This window comes from Bradyrhizobium liaoningense, assembly GCF_018130955.1.
Taxonomy (GTDB): Bacteria; Pseudomonadota; Alphaproteobacteria; order Rhizobiales; family Xanthobacteraceae; genus Bradyrhizobium; species Bradyrhizobium liaoningense_C.
In genome coordinates this window covers 1-15848 of record NZ_JAFCJM010000021.1, presented here as the reverse complement: position 1 = coordinate 15848, position 15848 = coordinate 1, and the positions used below count along the sequence as shown (strand labels likewise).

The following is a 15848-nucleotide window of genomic DNA, read 5'->3' as shown; positions in this document are numbered from 1 at the left end:
GGCAGGTACCAAGCCTGCCCAAAATGGCTATAAGATATCGGTTCGTTAGCGCCGGTTCCGGAGAAATGAGATGAGCAAATTGACGCGTCTTGCCGCCCTTGCGGTCCTGTCGGCGGTAACCTTGGCCCCTGCGCTGGCGGAGGCGCGGCATCATCACCGCTACCACCGGTATCACGCGAATCCGCTGCCCTATCCGATCAGCTATCTGCACAATTACGGGCCGGGCCTGACGGCCGGCACCTTCGCCTATTACGACGGTCCCTCGACCAATCACTGCCGCCAGAGCGCGGCCGCCTATATCGGCCAGGACGGCCGCCGGCACCCCTGCTACTGAGGGGTGCCGCGGGTGCTGAGGTGACCGGCTAGTTGCCGGCGCCCGATTCCAGCAACTGCTTCTCGATCTCGTAGACCGGCAGCTTGACGAGGTCCTTGTGGATCTCGCCCCGCAGTGCCTTGCGCAAAGCGGCGGAATAGTCCTCGCGGATCATGCCGAGCGCGCGTGGCGAGGCCACCATGGTCAGCGCTTTCGTCTCGCCCGCGGTCAGGGCGGTGTCGAGCCGGCCGGCCAGGGTTTTGAGGAAGGCCCGCTCGGCCTCGTCGTGCCAGTCGGTTTGCTCGACCGAACTGCGGGCTCCGCCCACGGAGGCATTGAGCCTGCCGGGCGCATCGGTCCCTTGCGCGCTGGTTGACGGGTTGGGCTGCTCGTGCACCTCGCGGGTGTGCAGATTGGGAAACATCTCGTCGCCGAGGTTCTCCAGGATCAGCGCCTTGCGCCCGTCGCACACGACGAGCCAATCGCCCTTGTCGATTCTCATTTTGTTCATTGCAGGACTCCAGGAAACGTGCGGAGGCCGCCAACCGTGGCTGCCCGCGGCACCGCTAGCGAAACGCTCGATCAGAGATGCGCTTCGAACTCTTCGAAGGATTTTCCGAACTGTGCCATCGCCTCTTCGAGATAGTCGGCCAGCATCGCCGTCCCGATCAGGTAGGACGCGGTGCGTCTGTTGTGGGCTTGGGCGGCCTGGGCATGCAACTCGCGCCAATTGGCAAGATCGCCGTCGCCGCGGCCGAGCCACGTCAGGGCGACCAGGTCGATCTGCTCGTCCATGTTGAGATCCCGAATGAAGCCCGCGAGTTCGGTCCGATCGGTCTCCTCGCCACGACCGCCGCGGCCGTAGCTCAAGTCGTCGTCGCCGGACTCCAGGATGACACCGCCTCCGGCGGCCCCGCTGTCGGACTGTCGCGACTTCGAAATGATGAAGAAGACCTTCTCCGGCGAAATCGACAGATTCGGAATTGTCGTCATCGTCACTCGCTTTCCGGGGGCCGGCGCTTGGTGGCTCCCACCGAGAAAGACTAGCCGGGAAGGCGCGCAGGCTGATTGCGCGAGATCAAGGAAGCGGCTGGGTGGCTTGGGCTGACTGAACATATGTTCATCAGCATTACATTTCGCCTTCGCCACAATTTGAGCGGAACAGGTTCGATATTCTGGACGCGTAAGCGGAGGAATACATTATGAAGCTTGGAATTGGCCTCGTTGCCGCGTCCCTGTTTGCCGCGCTCGCGGCGTCGCCGGCTGCCTCGGCCATGCCGATCGCGCCTGCCCCGCAGGTGACGCCTGACGTCGAGCAGGTTCGCTACGTCTGCGACATCTACGGACGCTGCTGGTGGCGCCCGAGCTACTATGGCTATTATGGTCCAAGGCCCTATTACCGCCCGAGGTACTATGGCTACGGGCCGCGCGTCTACGGCCCGCGCTACCGTTACTGGTGAGACTTTGAAGGGGCCCTCTGGGCCCCTTCGCATATCGGTGGCGAGAAATTCGTCAGCGATGTCGACATGCGTGCCTGATGCCTGCCGATCCGCGCGGCCGCAGCGATGTCTTGCAATGGGTGTTCGCGGCGCTCAATTCAGTCGAGATGGCGAGCCTGCCCTGGTCGCTGTTCATGTTCTCCGGTGACACCGGCGCGACGCCGGCACGGAAGCTGTTTGACGAATTCCACAAGGCCCGGCTCCGGCACATGGAAGCGGTGCTGGCAAAGCGCGCGTGGCTGGCGGGATCGTTCTCGGTTGCCGACATTCTCATGGCCGACGTGCTGCGCCTGGTCGATCGCTTCAACGGATTGGCTGATACGCCCGCCTGTCGCGACTACGTCGCGCGCGCCACCGCCCGCCCCTTCTTCGCCAAGGCGCACGCAGACCAGATGGCGCATTTCGCTGCGGCGGATCGGATGCGAGGCTGACGGCAGCCGGCATCGACGGAACGTAAAGGGAACGCGGGCTGCGAATGGCGCGCTCGGAAGGATTCGAACCTCCGACCCTCGGAATCGAAATCCGATGCTCTATCCAGCTGAGCTACGAGCGCGTGCGGCCCGGGCGCCGGGCCGATGTCGTGGTCGGATTAGCAGAGAGGTTCGCGGAGCAAAAGCCCCATCCGCGCAATTGCAGGAGGCCGGAGGAGCTTACCAGGTGTTGTTGAAGAGGCCGAAATGCGGCTGCTGGGCCACCCTCATGGGACGACCGTATTGCGGCCCATAGTATCCGTACTGCGGCCCATAATATTGCTGCCCATAGTATTGCGGCTGCATCGAGCGCGACCGGGCTACCTTGTGCTTCGGCGACGGCGCAGATTGCGGCGCCGCCTGGGCCACTTGCGGCTTGACCTCGCCCTTCTTGCCGGCCGCGGCATCAGCCTTCGGTTCCGGCGTGAACTGGGCAAAGGTATCGCGCACGCGCGCCTTGGCCGACAGGTCGGCCAGCGCCTGGGATTGCGAAGTTTGGGCGGGCTGGTTCGAAGCAGTGACTTCGGCCGTCTTCACCGGCACGACCGTCGGCTGGCTGGTGTCGAGAACCACCCGCTCGGGCAGCTTTCGCTCGGAGCGGATCCGGATCATCGGGGCATCGCTGATGGAGGCCTCCGACGCGACGGTCTCGACATGTGCGGCTTGCGGCAGAACCAGATTCACACCGAACAGCAGGACGAGCAGCGCCCCGCCGACGTACACAAAATAGCGAAGGATGGGCATTGGTGACGCTCCGCCCGCGCATTGCGCACAGGCTCTCTGCCTTAAACCGGCGATCTCTTAATTGGTTCCTGCTGATGGCATCAGGTTCAACGGCAACGCGGGTATTTTGGCGATAGGGAGGAGAACAGTAAGTTTTCCACTACCGGAACGTGCCGACCTTTAGATACGGCTAGCTACGGCGCGCAGCCACCGCCGAACACCTCGCCTGGCTGGCGTTGATGTTGACGAAGCCGATATGAACTTCGGCATAGGTCTTGCGGCTCTTCATGTTCACGGTTTCGGGAAGCACACGCCTGCGGTCCGTCAGATGACTGCCGTCGCGCCGGTTGAAGGCGCAGGAGATCTCGACGTCCCTCACGGCATAGTCGTTGTCGTTTCGCAGGGTGAAGGTCACCAGCGCCTTCGACCCGAGCCCGCCGCGCCGCCAGGTCTGCGAGGAGATTCGCAGCCGCTGCAGCTCGGCAGCATCCGTTGACGAGGTCGCAAGCCCGATTGTCGCCGCCTCGGAGGCCTCGCCCTGAAGGGAAGCAAGATTTGCGGCCGGCGGCTTGGTCCCCGCTACACGACCGTTGGAGGCGGGCAGGAACAGCCAGGCGCCAAGGCCGAGGAGCATGAGGGCGAAGAGTAGCACCAGACTTCGCTTGCCGAAGCTGATACGTCCGATACGGCCAAGCCCAGCGCTCATGCGTCACCGAATCTCGGGCAAGGCGTCGTGCCCTTGCCGCTCACCGCTAGCGTGCCGATACGGCCGTTTGACGGCGGACCGCCACGCGTTGTTCAACCCGCGAGATCGCTCCGGGTTCCCGTCCGGCGACCGCCGCGTGTGGTCATCGCGCGACGGGATTGTTAGAGCCCTTTCCGTTCCGATGGAATCGAAACGGGCTCTAGATTCTCGTTTTGACGCGTTTTCTTGACGCGAACCGGGGGTCCACTTCGCTTGAAAACGCTCTAACATGCGCTGCAATGCGGCAAGGCTTCATAGAGGAGATGGAAATGCCGGTCGTCACCTGGGATCACGTTCACTTGCGCAGCCCCGATCCGGAGGCGACGGCAGCCTGGCTGAGGGATGTGCTGGGCGGCGAGATTGTCCGCGGTCCGGGACGCATCGACGTCAAGCTTGGCGGCGCCAACATCTTCATCGCGCCGCTCGAGCCCAACAAGCCGATGAACCCACCGCCCCCGCACCCGCATCAGGGGCTCGACCATATCGGGCTCACCGTCAAGGACATCGACGCCGTCGCCGCCGAGATCAAGGCCAAGGGCGTCGAGTTCACGCGCGAGCCTACGACCATCCGCCCCGGCGTTCGCGTCTGCTTCATCCGCGGCCCGGAAAACATCTCCGTCGAGCTGCTCGAGCGCGACAAGAAATACACCTGAGGCGCATGCGGGATCGGCGCGTCGGCGCCACTCGGATGAGTGACGCCGATCATGGCGCGATGATCAGGTCATCGATCCCGGCATGAAGCAGCGGATCGCCACGCCCATATAGCCGTAGATCGGCCACACCATGGTGCGCCCGACCCGGTTGGGTTCCGAAATCACGGCGTCGTCGGGCACGTCGACCCAGACCAGCTCCTGCTGCTGCCCGTCGAGCAAATAGCCGTAGCGCGGCACGCGCACGCGATAGCGCCCGTCCTTGCTTTCCCAATCGGAATCCGAGATCGCCGAGCCGTCGGCGTCGGAGCAGCACGGCCCCTTGCCGCTTCGCAAGGAATCGAACCATTCCTTCAACGGCGAATTGGCATAGCGCCCGTCATCGCGCGCTTGTCCGTATGGCGTAGCGAGCGCCAACATGAGCACCGCGCAGCTCAGCTGAAGCGCGCCGCGCCAGCGTGTCGCGCTTCCGATCCGCCACCGCTTGGCCTTACACCTGACATTGTCCAGACGCCTACCGTAGAGACGCGGCTGATCGCCGCCGGAATCGATCCAGTTTGTCACGTTCGTCTTGCTCCAGCACCCCGCGGCCAGTGCAACAATGGCTATGCATTTCGCGGGCCAGTTTGATTCGCCTGACTTGCTTCGTCTGGCTTGGCCTCACCTCATCATCAGGCCGTCACACAAGCGTCACTGCAAGCCGGGACAACTACGGCTTGCGAGGCGTGAGGTGCGGTCCGCAGCCAAACTGCCGCGTTGCGCGGGCCAACGCGCTTTGGCATAAAAGATGGACCGGTCGGCCGAGGGCGAAGGCGATCGGCCGCGGGACGTGATGAAGAACGGCCTCTACTCGATACATGTGACGCTGCTCGATGGACGCGTCGGCAAAGGCAGCGGCGTGATCCTGTTTCGCGACGGGCAGATCCTCGGCGGCGATGCCTATCTCTATTACACCGGCAGCTACACCGTGAAGGACAACACCTTCAGGGGCGAGGTGCTGGTGCAGCGACACACCTCTCCGCGCAATGACGACAACCCGTTGTTCGGCGGACCGGCGCCGGTCGGTATCGGTGTCACCGGCACCTTCACCGGGACGCACGCGGAGATGACGGGAACCGCGCTCGTCGGCAAGGCCAGCCAGATTTTCGGCGCGACGCTGCGCAAGCTCGCCGACATCGGCTAGAGCGTTTTCAAGCGAAGTGGCTACCGGTTCGCGTCAAGAAAACGCGCCTAAACAAGAATCGACCGCGAACTACTCGGCGGCCTGCTCCAGCGGCGCGACGCGCGGCAGGATCATCTGGATGCGCGTGCCCTCGCCCGCCTCGGAGTCGAGATCGAGCCGCCCGCCCAGGCGATTGGTGACGATGCTGTAGACGATGTGCAGCCCGAGCCCGGTGCCGCCCTGGTCGCGTCTCGTCGTGAAGAACGGGTCGAAGGCGCGGCGGCGCACGTCGAGCGACATGCCGCAACCATTGTCGGAGAAGATGATCTCGACATTGTCCTTGCCGGACTCGCGCACCTGGATATCGATAATGCCGGGCCGCCCGTCCGGGAACGCGTGCGCGACCGAATTCAGGAACAGGTTCGTCAGCACCTGGCCGTAGGGGCCGGGATAGCTGTTCATGATCAGATTGGGCTGGCACTCGACGTTGAGCGTCAGATTGTGTTTGCGCAGACCCGGCCGCAGGCTCATCACCACCTGCTCGGTGAGATCGGCGAGGTCGAAGGTGCGCTGGTCGGAATAATTGCGGTCGGCCGCAACCTGCTTGAACGACTGGATCAGTTCGGCCGCGCGGTTGAGGTTGGCGACGAGCTGCGAGGACGCATCGCGGCTGGTGTTGAGATAGTCGTTGAGGGTGGAGCGGCGCAATTCGCCGCGCTCGACCTCGGCCGTGAACATCGCCGTCTTGCGCTCCAGGGCGGAGGCGACCGTCAGGCTGATGCCGACGGGATTGTTGACCTCATGCGCGACGCCCGCCACCAGCCGTCCGAGCGCGGCCAGCTTTTCCGCCTCGATCAGCGAGGCCTGCGTCTCGCGCAGATTGCGCAGCGCGGTCTCGGCCGCCTCCTTGGCCTTGCGCATCTCCTGCTCGCCCCGCTTGCGCTCGCCGATGTCGAGCGCAACGGTGACGATCCGCTCGATCTCGCCGTCGGCGTCGAGCAGCGGCAGCTTGTTGACCAGCCATTGCCGCATGTTGCCGGACGAATCCTTGTATTCCTCCTCGTAGAAGCCGAGCCCCTTGCGGACCTTCAGCACCCGCTTGTCGTTCTCGTCGGTCTTGGCCGCACCGTAACGCGACATCAGGTCGCCCGTCGTGCGTCCCAGCGCGTCACCGGGCTCGATGCCGAAGATGCCGGCCATATAGCGGTTCATCAGCACGTAGCGCAGGTCGCGGTCCTTGACGTTGATCACCGCCGGCACGGTGTCGATAACCTGCTGCAACAGGCGCCGGCCTTCGGCGATCGCATCTTCGGCGCGCTTCTGGTCGGTGATGTCGCGCAGCGTACCTTCGTAGCGAACGATCTGCCCCTGCTCGTCCCGCACCACGGTGGCGCTGTCGGAGAGCCACAGGATGTCGCCGTCGCGCTGGCGCACCTGATACTCGAACTCGCGTACCATGCCGTCGCGCTCCATCAGCCGCTGATACTCGGCGCGCGCTTCGGGGTGAACGTAGATCGTGTGGGCGATGTCGCTGATGCTGTCGATGAGTTGTTGCGGGCTCGCATAGCCCATCATCCGCGCCAGGGCCGGGTTGGCGTTGACGAGGTCGCCGGCCGGCGTGGTCACGTAGATGCCGTCGACCGAGCCTTCGAACAGCTTGCGGTAGCTCTCTTCGGCAAGGCGCTGCTCGGTGAGCGCGCGCACCGCCGCCTCGCGCGCGGTGTCGGCCTCCTCCAACGCGCGGCGGAACACCTCTGCGGCCCGCGCGATGTCGCCGATCTCGTTGTCGAGCTCGGCGGACGGGATCGAAATGTTCTTCTCGCCCCCTGCAAGCGCCCGGATCGAGCGGGCGATCTGGGCGAGCGGACGAACGGTCCGGCTCACCACGAACAGCGCCGCGGCGATGCCGATCAGCACGCCGATGGTCCCGAGCACGATGCTCTGCCACTTCGCCTCGGCCAGCGTCCGCGCGAAATCGCGCGACAATACGTGGCCGCGGCGGTCGCTGACGTCGCGCAACAATTCGGTGACGCGCCCTATCAGCCGTCCTTCCGATCCCAGCACCTCGCGGTCGATGTCGGCGATCTGCCGCTCGCGTACCGCAACCGCGATGATGGCCTCGGCATAATTGTCGACCGCCATTTTCAGCCTGGCATCGCCGATGTCGGCCGCGCGCATGCCCTGCGCGGCCTGCTCGGCGGCGGAGGGATTGCGGGCGAGCAATCCAACCGCGATCCGGCTCTGCGCCTCGGCGAGGCGCGAGGCGAGCTCGCGGTCGGTCGAGGCGCTGATGGCGGCGTCGAACTGCTCGCGCAGCGGCGGCAGACCGGCGATCAGTTGGGCGCGGCGGTCGATCAGGGCGGAGATGCGCTCGAGCCCGGTGCGATAGGTCGCAAGGCGTTCGGTGACGCCGTCGATCATGTCCTGCTGCTCGGGCGCAAGCTCGATGCGGGTCTTCTTCAGGATGTCGCTGAGGGTGGAGGCGGCCTCGCCGACCTGCTTGAACTGAACGCCGGCGCCTGGATCGGTGACGAAGTCGCGCGCGGCGAGCCTGAGCTCGTTCATCCGGCGGTCGATATCCTCGGCAAGGTCGCCGACGCTCTGGAGCCGCTGAAGCTCGGCGAAGGTCGCATCGATGTGACGGATCGCGATCACGCTCGCGGTCGAGGTGACGAGGATCACCGCCAGCACGAGCATAAAGCTGCCGAATGTCATCTGTCCGATGGAAAGCGAGAACGCACGCTTCTTTTCGGGTATTGGCGTCAATTCGGCGGGCATTTTGATGGGAACCGGACTCCTGGCCGGCGCAATATACGACGGATGCCGGCCCTGGGGGAACATGGCTGAATCGGCCGAAAATTAACCAATCGGCCCCTGCCCCGCCATCAGGGCGATGCGCGGGCCGCCGCCGGCGCCCGCCCCGGGATGGTCATGGCGGCAACGCCGAGCACGACGCAGGCGAGCCCGATCCAGGCGGTCTTGCTCAGGGTCTCGCCCAGCAACGCCACGCTGAGCGCCACGCCAATCGGCACGCGCAGATAGGCCTGGGCGGTCGTTCCGACCGAGCCGAGCGCCTGGATCAGGCGGAAGTAGATCGCGAACGCCACAGCCGTCGAGAACACCGCGAGCGCGAGCAATGCCAGCACCGAGCTGATGGAGGGCGACAGCGTCCAGGGCTGCTCGAAGGCGAGCGAAGCCGGGATCAGGACAGCGGCTCCCGCCAGCAGCGAGCCGGCCGCCGGCGCCATCGGGTCGAGCCCCCTAAAGCTGCGGCCAAAAATCGCCGCGCAGGCGTAGCAGATGGTGGCGGCCACGATGGCGGCCTCCGCAAGGAAGCCGCGGCCGACGTCGTGAAACGCATCGACGCCGACAATCAGGCAGATGCCGGCCATGCCCGCGACGACGCCGAACAGCTTTCGCGGGCTCGTTGCCTCGTGCCGGGTGACGATCGCCGTGAGCAGGAAGGTGAGGATCGGCGCGGCCGAATTGAGAATGGTGGCGAGCGCGGCATCGACGTGGCGCTCGCCCCAGGCGATCAGCGTCCAGGGGATCACGCTGTTGAGCACGGCCTGGAAGGCGAATCGGCGCCAGGTCGCAAGGTCCGTCGGCATGGTGACGCCGCGCAGGCGCATCACCAGGAGCAGCAGCAGGCCCGCAATCGCAGTGCGCGCCGCGATCAGCGTGATCGGCGGAATGGTGGCGACGCCAAGCTTGATGAAGGTGTAGGAGCCGCCCCACAGCGTTGCGAGCAGGACGAGCAACGCCAGCTCGACGGCGATATTGGTGTCTTGCCGGCCGTCCATGTTGCACGTTCCGTCTCGTTTCCATCAGACGGAACCTACCGCGGCCGGAGGTCGCGATCCTTCGCTGTGGGTCGAACTGTGCTAGCCGGCAGCCCCACCTCAAAGACCTCGCCGTCATAGCCGGCCTCGCGGGGAATGCGGAGCTGGCGACCGGTTGCGGTCTTGGTCATGACCGGCATGACGGTCACGATCGACATGCCGCGGGCGTCGTCGAGCGCGGCCGTCACGTTGGGCTGCTTGGCAAGCCGGATCAGGTTGCGTGTGGTCGGGAACGGCAAGATGAAGCGTCCGCTCTTGCCGCCCTCCACCGCCTCACGCGGCGACACCCAGATCGAGTCCGTGGACTCCCGTCCGTCATGGGCGCCGAGCTGATCCGGAGGAGCGGCAGCAAGGAAGAACCAGGTGTCGAAGCGCTTTGGCATGCCCTCCGGCGTGATCCAGTGCGCATAGGGCACGAGCGTGTCGAGCGCGAGTTGGAGGCCGTTGTCAGCCAGGATGCTCAGAAAGCTGACCTTGTGCTCGTTGAGCGCGACGCGATGCGCATCGGCGAGCTCACCGGCGCGCCTGGCGTCGATCGGTGCGCTCGAGCCCTTCGGGCGCGCCAGCAAAATGCCGCTCTCCTCAAAGGTTTCGCGGATCGCGGCGATACGAAAGCCCCGATCGGATTCGCTCAGGCCTTCGCCGCCCGAATAGAGATCAGACCGCGCGACGATCTCCTTGTCACCGGCATCGACGCTGCCGCCCGGAAACACCAGTGCGCCCGAATTGAACTCGATCTGATGATGGCGGACCATCATGAAGACTTCGATCTCGTCGCGGCTCTTGCCGTCGACAACCGCTGCACCATCGCGCAACAGGAGGATCGTGGACGCGGGGCGGACGGCGGCGATCTCGGCCATGGAGTTAACCTGCTGCGCTGGACTGCAGTTGGAGATTGGCGCGCTTGTCGACCTTCGCGACGCGCGACAGGAGATAATCGACCTCGGCCTTCGCGGCCGGCGTGATGACAGCACCCGGCTTGCGCTGCGCGCTGGAGGCGATGATGCCGCGCTTCTGCAGCACGTATTTGCGCACGGCAAGGCCCGCACCCGGCTGCTGCTCGTAGCGGATCAGCGGCAGATGCGCATCGAACAGATCATGCGCGGCGTCGCGCTTGCCTTCCTTCGAGAGCCGCACGACGTCGATGAGAAGTTCGGGGAAGGCATAGCCGGTCATGGCGCCGTCAGCGCCGCGCTCCATCTCGAAATCGAGGAACAGGCCGCCATTGCCGCAGAGGATCGAGAGCGGCCGCAGCGAGCCGTCCTTGTGGAAATTGCGAAGGGTCGAGATCTTTTCCAGGCCCGGCCAGTCCTCGTGCTTGAGCATCACGCAATTCGCATTGTCCATGACGATCTTGCGGATCACGGCGGGGGTGAACACCACCGACAGCGTCAGCGGGTAATCCTGGAGCACCCAGGGAACATCGGGCCCGATCGCTTCGGCCGCCTGCTTGAAATAACCAATGATCTGGTCGTCGGTGCGCAAGGATGGCGGCGGCGCGATCATCACACCTGCCGCGCCTGCATCCATCGATGCCTTCGCCAGCGAGCGCATGGTGGCAAAGCCCGGCGCGGAGACGCCGACGATCACCTGCATTGTCTTCGCGCGCTTGACGAAGCGAACCGCCACCTGCTCGGCCTCGGCCGCATCGAGCTTCGGCGCCTCGCCGAGGATGCCGAGCACGGTGACGCCGTCGCAGCCAACCTCCTCGTAGAAATCGGTCAGGCGATCGATCGAGCGCTCGTCGATGCGGCCATCGTCGTGGAACGGCGTCGGCGCGATCGCAAAGGTGCCCTTGGCTTCGGCGGTGAGTTTCATTGGTCTTCTGTCCTATCATCTGTCGTCATTCCGGGATGACCCGAAGGGCCAGGCCCGGAATCCATAACCCCGGCTGGTGGTTATGGATTCCGGGCTCGCGACTTCGTCGCGCTCCGGAACGACAAATCAAGCTAAAACCGCCGCGCGCCCATCTTGATCTGCTCCTCGGAGAAAAAGATCTCCTTGGCGTGATCGATGATGTCCCGGGCGTTCCAGCCCGTGTGCGGTGGTTTCCAGCCCTCCATCTCCATCATCCGCATTTCGCGCACGCCGCGGGGCCCGGACACGCCCAGCACCTTGCCGGTCTGGTCGCCCGACAAATCGCTGACCATGTATAGCACGGCCGGCGCGATGCCGTCCGGCCCGAGCGCCGCGCCAGGGTTCTCCTTGTAGCGGGGCAGGTCTGCGGTCATGCGGGTCAGCGCGCCCGGCGCCAGGGTCCAAATCCGGATGTTGTACTTGCGGCCCTCGATGGCCAGCACGTTGGACAGGCCCCAGATGCCGCCCTTGGCCGCGCCGTAATTGGTCTGGCCGAAATTGCCGATCAGGCCCGAGGTCGAGGACGTGTTGACGATGACGCCGCCGCCGTTCTCGCGCATCCAGCGAAACACCGGCATGGTGCAACAGAAGGTGCCTTTCAAATGCACCTTGATGACCCTGTCCCAATCGGCCTCGGACGCCTTGGCAAAGGTCTGGTCGCGCAAAATGCCGGCATTGTTGACGAGGATGTCGGCGCGGCCAAAATTCTTGATGGCGTCGTCGAACACCGACTGGCCGCCCTCCATGGTGGAGATGTCGGCGCCGTTGGCAACCGCCCTGCCCCCTTCGGCCTTGATCGCGTCCACCACAAGCTGGGCCATTGACTTGTCGGCGCCCGAGCCGTCGCGGGGACCGCCGAGGTCGTTGACGACGACGGCTGCACCTTCGCGCGCGAACAGTTTTGCGTAGGCCTCACCGAGCCCGCCGCCCGCACCGGTGATCAGCGCAACCTTGCCGTCGAGTAGTCCCATGGTGGCTTCTCCCTGATTTTATTCTTGTCATTCCGGGGCAGCGCGCAGCGCTGAACCCGGAATCCAGAGGTCGTCGCGCGAGATTCTCAGGTGCGCAACTGCGTAAGTTAGGCCAGCACCGTCTTGCCGTTCTTGATCACGGTGACGCCGCGCGACTTCACCTTGGCTTCGAACGAGACCACGTTGCCGTCCTTCCAGAGGTCCATGGTCACGGTCTCGCCGGGATAGACCGGCGAGGAGAACCGCGCGATGTGCTGGCGGAAGGCGGACGGATCGTAATCGGCATAGGTCTGGAGCACGCCGCGGCAGGTGATGCCGTAGGTGCACATGCCGTGCAGGATCGGACGCGGGAAGCCGGCCTTCTTGGCGAACTCGGGATCGCTGTGCAGCGGGTTGCGGTCGCCGCAGAGACGATAGACCAGCGCCTGGTCGGGACGCGTGACGATATCGACGGTCTTGTCGGGAGACCGCGACGGGATCTTGTGCGGATCGGGCTGGGTCAGGTTCGGCCCGCCGAAGCCGCCGTCGCCGCGGGCAAAGCGCGAGGCGACGAGCGTTGCGAGCTTTTCGCCCTTCTCGTTCTTCAGCACGGTCTGGTGGCTGATCACCACGCCCTTGTCCTTGCCCTTGTCGTAGACCTCGAGCACGGAGGAGTCGGCGGTGATGTGGGCAGTGGCAGGCAAAGCCTGATGGAAGGTGATGTCGCGCTCGCCGTCCACCACCATCACGCGGTTGAGGTTCATCTCGCCGGGACCTGCGCCCCAGGCCGCGACGGATGCGAAGGTCGGCACCACCTTGAGCGGCCGCGGCGTCAGCGTGCCCTCATTGACGAAGGCGAGCTCCTTCTCGTCCATCGGGTCGGCACCGAGCCCGATGCCATAGGCGTAAAGCATCACCTCGCGATCGCTGTAGGCGTATTTTTGGCCGAGGTTTTTCAGGGCTTTGAGTTCTTCGTATCGCGCGGACATCTTTTTGGTTTCCTCCCGAATGTCTTCGGCACCGCCAGTTGAGGTGCCCTCTCCCCTTGTGGGAGAGGGCGGCGAAGACGGTGCAACAAACTCATTTGGGTGAGGGGTCGGTTGAGCACAGAGAGTCTCTCCGCCGAGCGAGACCCCTCATCCGGCGCTGCGCGCCACCTTCTCCCACAAGGGGGAGAAGGAAGAAAGGACCTACACCGGTGTGAAGAACGGCAGCGGCGCGCCGTCGGTGGGCTTGAACACCACCTTCACCTTCTGGCCGATCTTCAGCTTCTCGAGGTCGCAGTCGACAAAGTTGGTCTGCACCGACGGCCCCTCCTTCAGCGTGACATAACCGATGGCGTAAGGACCGGTCGGCGACTTCCGCATCAGGCTGTACGTGTAGATCGTGCCCTCGCCCGAACTCTCCTCCCACACCGTCTTGTCGGAGAAGCAGAACGGGCAGATCGAACGCGGGAAGTAATGCGCTTCGCCGCAGGCCGTGCAGCGCTTGATCATGAACTTGCCGGACTTCGCCGCTTCCCAGAACGGCGCCGTTTCGGGATTGGTCACCGGTGCCGGATATTTCTTCGCTTCAGCCATCACACGCGCTCCATGATGCAGGTCGAGGCGGCGTGGCGTACGCCCAAAAGTCCGCCGGTGCCGTGGGCGATGGCGAGATCGCAATTTGGCACCTGCACTTTTGGATGCGCCTCACCGCGCAATTGTCTGACGGCCTCGATGATCTTTGTCATGCCGCCGCGGTTGACGGGATGGTTGCTGCACAGGCCGCCGCCGTCGGTGTTGAACGGCAGCTTGCCGACGCCAGAGATCAGATTGCCGTCGGCGACGAACTTGCCGCCCTCGCCCTTCTTGCAGAAGCCGAGGTCCTCGAGCTGCATCAAGACGGTGATGGTGAAGCTGTCATAGATCGAGGCGTATTTGATGTCCTTCGGCGTGATGCCGGCTTCCTCGAACGCACGCGGGCCGGACCAGACACCGGCGGAGTATGTGAGATCGAGGTCCTTGCCGCCACGCGGTCCCTTCATCGCCTCGCCATGGCCGATCAGGCGCACCAAGGGCTTCTTCAGGCTCTTGGCGATCTCGGGCGTCGTCACGATCAGCGCGCCACCGCCATCGGAGACGACGCAGCAATCCATGCGGTGCAAGGGATCGGAGATCATCGGCGAGTTCAGCACGTCCTCGACGGTGACGACGTCCTTCAGCATCGCGTGCGGATTGTACTGGGCGTGATGGGACGCCGCGACCTTGATCCAAGCGAGCTGTTCGCTGGTGGTGCCATAGTCGTGCATATGGCGCATGGCACACATGCCATAGGCATTGTGGGTGGTCGCGCCATAGGCGGACTCGAAATCAACCTCGGCGCCGGCGGCGCGCGGCGGCATCGCGCCGGTGCGCGGCTTGCCCGCCAGCGTGATCAGCGCGACCGAGCATTTTCCTGCGGCAATCGCTTCCGCGGCATGGCCGAGATGGATCAGGTAGGAACAGCCGCCGGTTTCGGTGGAATCGATGTGGCGCAGCTTTTTGGTGTTGAGGCCGAGATAATCGACCATCGGCCAGGCCCCGCCCGGCGCGTCGCCAGCGAGGAAATAGCTGTCGATGTCGTCCTTGGTGAGCCCGGCGTCCTCGATCGCGCCCTTGGCGACCTCGGCGTGGAGTTGGGCTGTGGATTTGTCCGGCGCATGCCGGGTCGGGTGCTCGTAGATCCCGGCAATGTAGGCCTTGCCCTTGATGGTCAAACTCAGGTTCTCCGCTGGCGTTTCTTCTTGCACCGTTTTTCTGAACCGCCGCTGGCAGCTTGGCAAGCGCGGAAATATTCCGTCGGGCGAGAGGGTAGCGGCTCGGCGCAATTCGCCGTCAGGGCGAGCAAGATCGCAGACGCGATTTACCCACGGCCTATGTCGTTTCTTTTTTCTCGAAATCAACCCCATGCACAGTAGAACCGCCTCCCGTTGAACCCGGCTGGGTTCGACGGCCACCAATGAAACCGAAGGCGATGCAAGTGTGCGCGGGAAAACCGATTTGACGAAGTTTTCGAACGGCATGTCCTGCTTCAGCGTGGCCCTGCTGCTCGCACTGGCCGGCTGTGGCCGCGCCGACAACGACCGCATCAAGGCGTGCTATGAGCGCAGATCGAATGCCGAGCAGCGGGACTGCCTGCACGACCTCTATCGCACAGCGTCAGCCGAGCTCGAGCAGATCTATCGCCGGTCGGTCGACCGTGCGACGGCGCTGGAAGCGGACGCGCGGGCGCGAAACACCTGGCCGCCGCCATCCGGCAACGGACCGAGTTCGGCGGAGCGGATCACCGCAAGCCAGAAAGCGTGGGAAGCCTATCGCGATGCCGAATGCTGGGGAGTCGTCGGAGAGCCTGGCGGCTCGGGCAGCAGGACCTGGGCCTATGGCTGCCTGGCGGAGAAGACGTTTGAGCGGATCGGCGAATTGAAGGTGCCGTATATTCAGCGATAGCTTGTAGCTTGTAGGGTGGGCAAAGCGAAGCGTGCCCACCTCTTCCGCCAAACGCTGAGGAAACATGGTGGGCACGGCGCTTTCGCGCCTTTGCCCACCCTTGTAATAGCGCAATCAGATATTGTCGGCGTGTTCCGTGAGGAATGGCCTGCCGCGGCAGCAACCCGCGG

18 protein-coding genes, 1 tRNA gene and 1 pseudogene are annotated in these 15848 nt (G+C 64.5%); 6 read left to right on the top strand and 14 right to left on the bottom strand.

Features of this window, described 5'->3' with window-relative positions; genetic code table 11:
* The first annotated feature begins 70 nt into the window (after positions 1-70).
* The gene (locus JQ632_RS19020) at positions 71-334 is read left to right on the top strand and encodes a hypothetical protein (RefSeq protein ID WP_212404104.1); all 264 of its coding nucleotides are present in this window, start codon (positions 71-73) and stop codon (positions 332-334) included.
* Between the two features lie 28 nt (positions 335-362).
* On the opposite strand, the gene JQ632_RS19015 is transcribed toward JQ632_RS19020, so the two are convergent.
* Both JQ632_RS19015 and JQ632_RS19010 read right to left on the bottom strand, forming a co-directional pair.
* The gene (locus JQ632_RS19015) at positions 363-824 is read right to left on the bottom strand and encodes a host attachment protein (RefSeq protein ID WP_212404103.1); all 462 of its coding nucleotides are present in this window, start codon (positions 822-824) and stop codon (positions 363-365) included.
* 71 nt (positions 825-895) lie between these two features.
* Positions 896-1306, bottom strand: a complete 411-nt coding sequence (locus JQ632_RS19010) for a DUF3775 domain-containing protein (protein ID WP_212404102.1) — start codon at positions 1304-1306, stop codon at positions 896-898.
* A gap of 209 nt (positions 1307-1515) precedes the next feature.
* Here JQ632_RS19010 and JQ632_RS19005 point away from each other — a divergent pair, with 209 nt between their 5' ends.
* Together JQ632_RS19005 and JQ632_RS19000 are read left to right on the top strand one after the other, a co-directional pair.
* Entirely contained in the window at positions 1516-1773 is a 258-nt protein-coding gene (locus JQ632_RS19005) for a hypothetical protein (protein ID WP_212404101.1), read from the top strand.
* Positions 1774-1835: 62 nt separating this feature from the next.
* A pseudogene (locus JQ632_RS19000) lies at positions 1836-2243 on the top strand (glutathione binding-like protein); the annotation flags it as partial.
* 45 nt (positions 2244-2288) lie between these two features.
* On the opposite strand, the gene JQ632_RS18995 reads toward JQ632_RS19000, so the two are convergent.
* The 3 genes from JQ632_RS18995 to JQ632_RS18985 form a co-directional block, all read right to left on the bottom strand.
* Positions 2289-2365 (bottom strand) — tRNA-Arg (locus JQ632_RS18995).
* Positions 2366-2462: 97 nt separating this feature from the next.
* Entirely contained in the window at positions 2463-3026 is a 564-nt protein-coding gene (locus JQ632_RS18990; RefSeq protein ID WP_212404099.1) for a hypothetical protein, read from the bottom strand.
* Between the two features lie 169 nt (positions 3027-3195).
* Positions 3196-3711, bottom strand: coding sequence for a hypothetical protein (locus JQ632_RS18985; protein ID WP_212404098.1), 516 nt, complete (start codon positions 3709-3711; stop codon positions 3196-3198).
* A gap of 308 nt (positions 3712-4019) precedes the next feature.
* On the opposite strand from JQ632_RS18985, the gene JQ632_RS18980 reads away from it, so the two are divergent.
* On the top strand, positions 4020-4403 hold the full coding sequence (locus JQ632_RS18980; protein ID WP_212404097.1) for a VOC family protein: 384 nt from the start codon (positions 4020-4022) through the stop codon (positions 4401-4403).
* Positions 4404-4466: 63 nt separating this feature from the next.
* Here JQ632_RS18980 and JQ632_RS18975 read toward each other — a convergent pair whose 3' ends face one another.
* Positions 4467-4964, bottom strand: coding sequence for a hypothetical protein (locus JQ632_RS18975; protein ID WP_212404096.1), 498 nt, complete (start codon positions 4962-4964; stop codon positions 4467-4469).
* A gap of 268 nt (positions 4965-5232) precedes the next feature.
* On the opposite strand from JQ632_RS18975, the gene JQ632_RS18970 reads away from it, so the two are divergent.
* Entirely contained in the window at positions 5233-5583 is a 351-nt protein-coding gene (locus JQ632_RS18970; protein ID WP_212404183.1) for a GrlR family regulatory protein, read from the top strand.
* Between the two features lie 69 nt (positions 5584-5652).
* Here JQ632_RS18970 and JQ632_RS18965 read toward each other — a convergent pair whose 3' ends face one another.
* From JQ632_RS18965 to JQ632_RS18930, 8 genes are all read right to left on the bottom strand, one after another.
* Positions 5653-8340: a PAS domain S-box protein gene (locus tag JQ632_RS18965; protein ID WP_212404095.1), complete on the bottom strand. Its 2688-nt coding sequence runs from the start codon at positions 8338-8340 to the stop codon at positions 5653-5655.
* Between the two features lie 107 nt (positions 8341-8447).
* Positions 8448-9365 (bottom strand): DMT family transporter, encoded by a 918-nt coding sequence (locus JQ632_RS18960; RefSeq protein ID WP_212404094.1) that lies wholly within the window; start codon positions 9363-9365, stop codon positions 8448-8450.
* A 35-nt stretch (positions 9366-9400) separates the two neighbouring features.
* The gene (locus JQ632_RS18955) at positions 9401-10264 is read right to left on the bottom strand and encodes an NUDIX hydrolase (protein WP_212404093.1); all 864 of its coding nucleotides are present in this window, start codon (positions 10262-10264) and stop codon (positions 9401-9403) included.
* A gap of 4 nt (positions 10265-10268) precedes the next feature.
* Complete coding sequence (locus JQ632_RS18950) at positions 10269-11222, bottom strand: dihydrodipicolinate synthase family protein (RefSeq protein WP_212404092.1); 954 nt, start codon at positions 11220-11222, stop codon at positions 10269-10271.
* A gap of 131 nt (positions 11223-11353) precedes the next feature.
* Entirely contained in the window at positions 11354-12232 is an 879-nt protein-coding gene (locus JQ632_RS18945; RefSeq protein WP_212404091.1) for an SDR family oxidoreductase, read from the bottom strand.
* A gap of 107 nt (positions 12233-12339) precedes the next feature.
* A complete protein-coding gene (locus JQ632_RS18940; RefSeq protein ID WP_212404090.1) occupies positions 12340-13200 on the bottom strand; it encodes a MaoC family dehydratase in 861 nt (286 codons plus the stop codon).
* 201 nt (positions 13201-13401) lie between these two features.
* Positions 13402-13791: a Zn-ribbon domain-containing OB-fold protein gene (locus JQ632_RS18935; protein WP_212404089.1), complete on the bottom strand. Its 390-nt coding sequence runs from the start codon at positions 13789-13791 to the stop codon at positions 13402-13404.
* Positions 13791-14948, bottom strand: a complete 1158-nt coding sequence (locus tag JQ632_RS18930) for a thiolase domain-containing protein (protein ID WP_212404088.1) — start codon at positions 14946-14948, stop codon at positions 13791-13793. Before JQ632_RS18930 ends, JQ632_RS18935 begins: the two co-directional genes overlap by 1 nt.
* 283 nt (positions 14949-15231) lie before the next feature.
* Between JQ632_RS18930 and JQ632_RS18925 the strand changes: the two genes are divergently transcribed.
* On the top strand, positions 15232-15678 hold the full coding sequence (locus tag JQ632_RS18925; RefSeq protein WP_212404087.1) for a lysozyme inhibitor LprI family protein: 447 nt from the start codon (positions 15232-15234) through the stop codon (positions 15676-15678).
* The last annotated feature ends 170 nt before the right edge of the window (positions 15679-15848 follow it).

Bases quoted from the DNA above. Each gene is read 5' to 3' on its own strand.
- JQ632_RS18970 (WP_212404183.1), top strand. From the start codon at position 5,233: ATGAAGAACGGCCTCTACTCGATACATGTGACGCTGCTCGATGGACGC.
- JQ632_RS19010 (WP_212404102.1), bottom strand. From the start codon at position 1,306: ATGACGACAATTCCGAATCTGTCGATTTCGCCGGAGAAGGTCTTCTTC.
- JQ632_RS18960 (WP_212404094.1), bottom strand. From the start codon at position 9,365: ATGGACGGCCGGCAAGACACCAATATCGCCGTCGAGCTGGCGTTGCTC.
- JQ632_RS18990 (WP_212404099.1), bottom strand. From the start codon at position 3,026: ATGCCCATCCTTCGCTATTTTGTGTACGTCGGCGGGGCGCTGCTCGTC.
- JQ632_RS18940 (WP_212404090.1), bottom strand. From the start codon at position 13,200: ATGTCCGCGCGATACGAAGAACTCAAAGCCCTGAAAAACCTCGGCCAA.
- JQ632_RS18950 (WP_212404092.1), bottom strand. From the start codon at position 11,222: ATGAAACTCACCGCCGAAGCCAAGGGCACCTTTGCGATCGCGCCGACG.
- JQ632_RS19015 (WP_212404103.1), bottom strand. From the start codon at position 824: ATGAACAAAATGAGAATCGACAAGGGCGATTGGCTCGTCGTGTGCGAC.
- JQ632_RS18945 (WP_212404091.1), bottom strand. From the start codon at position 12,232: ATGGGACTACTCGACGGCAAGGTTGCGCTGATCACCGGTGCGGGCGGC.
- JQ632_RS18980 (WP_212404097.1), top strand. From the start codon at position 4,020: ATGCCGGTCGTCACCTGGGATCACGTTCACTTGCGCAGCCCCGATCCG.
- JQ632_RS18965 (WP_212404095.1), bottom strand. From the start codon at position 8,340: ATGCCCGCCGAATTGACGCCAATACCCGAAAAGAAGCGTGCGTTCTCG.
- JQ632_RS19005 (WP_212404101.1), top strand. From the start codon at position 1,516: ATGAAGCTTGGAATTGGCCTCGTTGCCGCGTCCCTGTTTGCCGCGCTC.
- JQ632_RS19020 (WP_212404104.1), top strand. From the start codon at position 71: ATGAGCAAATTGACGCGTCTTGCCGCCCTTGCGGTCCTGTCGGCGGTA.
- JQ632_RS18985 (WP_212404098.1), bottom strand. From the start codon at position 3,711: ATGAGCGCTGGGCTTGGCCGTATCGGACGTATCAGCTTCGGCAAGCGA.
- JQ632_RS18955 (WP_212404093.1), bottom strand. From the start codon at position 10,264: ATGGCCGAGATCGCCGCCGTCCGCCCCGCGTCCACGATCCTCCTGTTG.
- JQ632_RS18935 (WP_212404089.1), bottom strand. From the start codon at position 13,791: ATGGCTGAAGCGAAGAAATATCCGGCACCGGTGACCAATCCCGAAACG.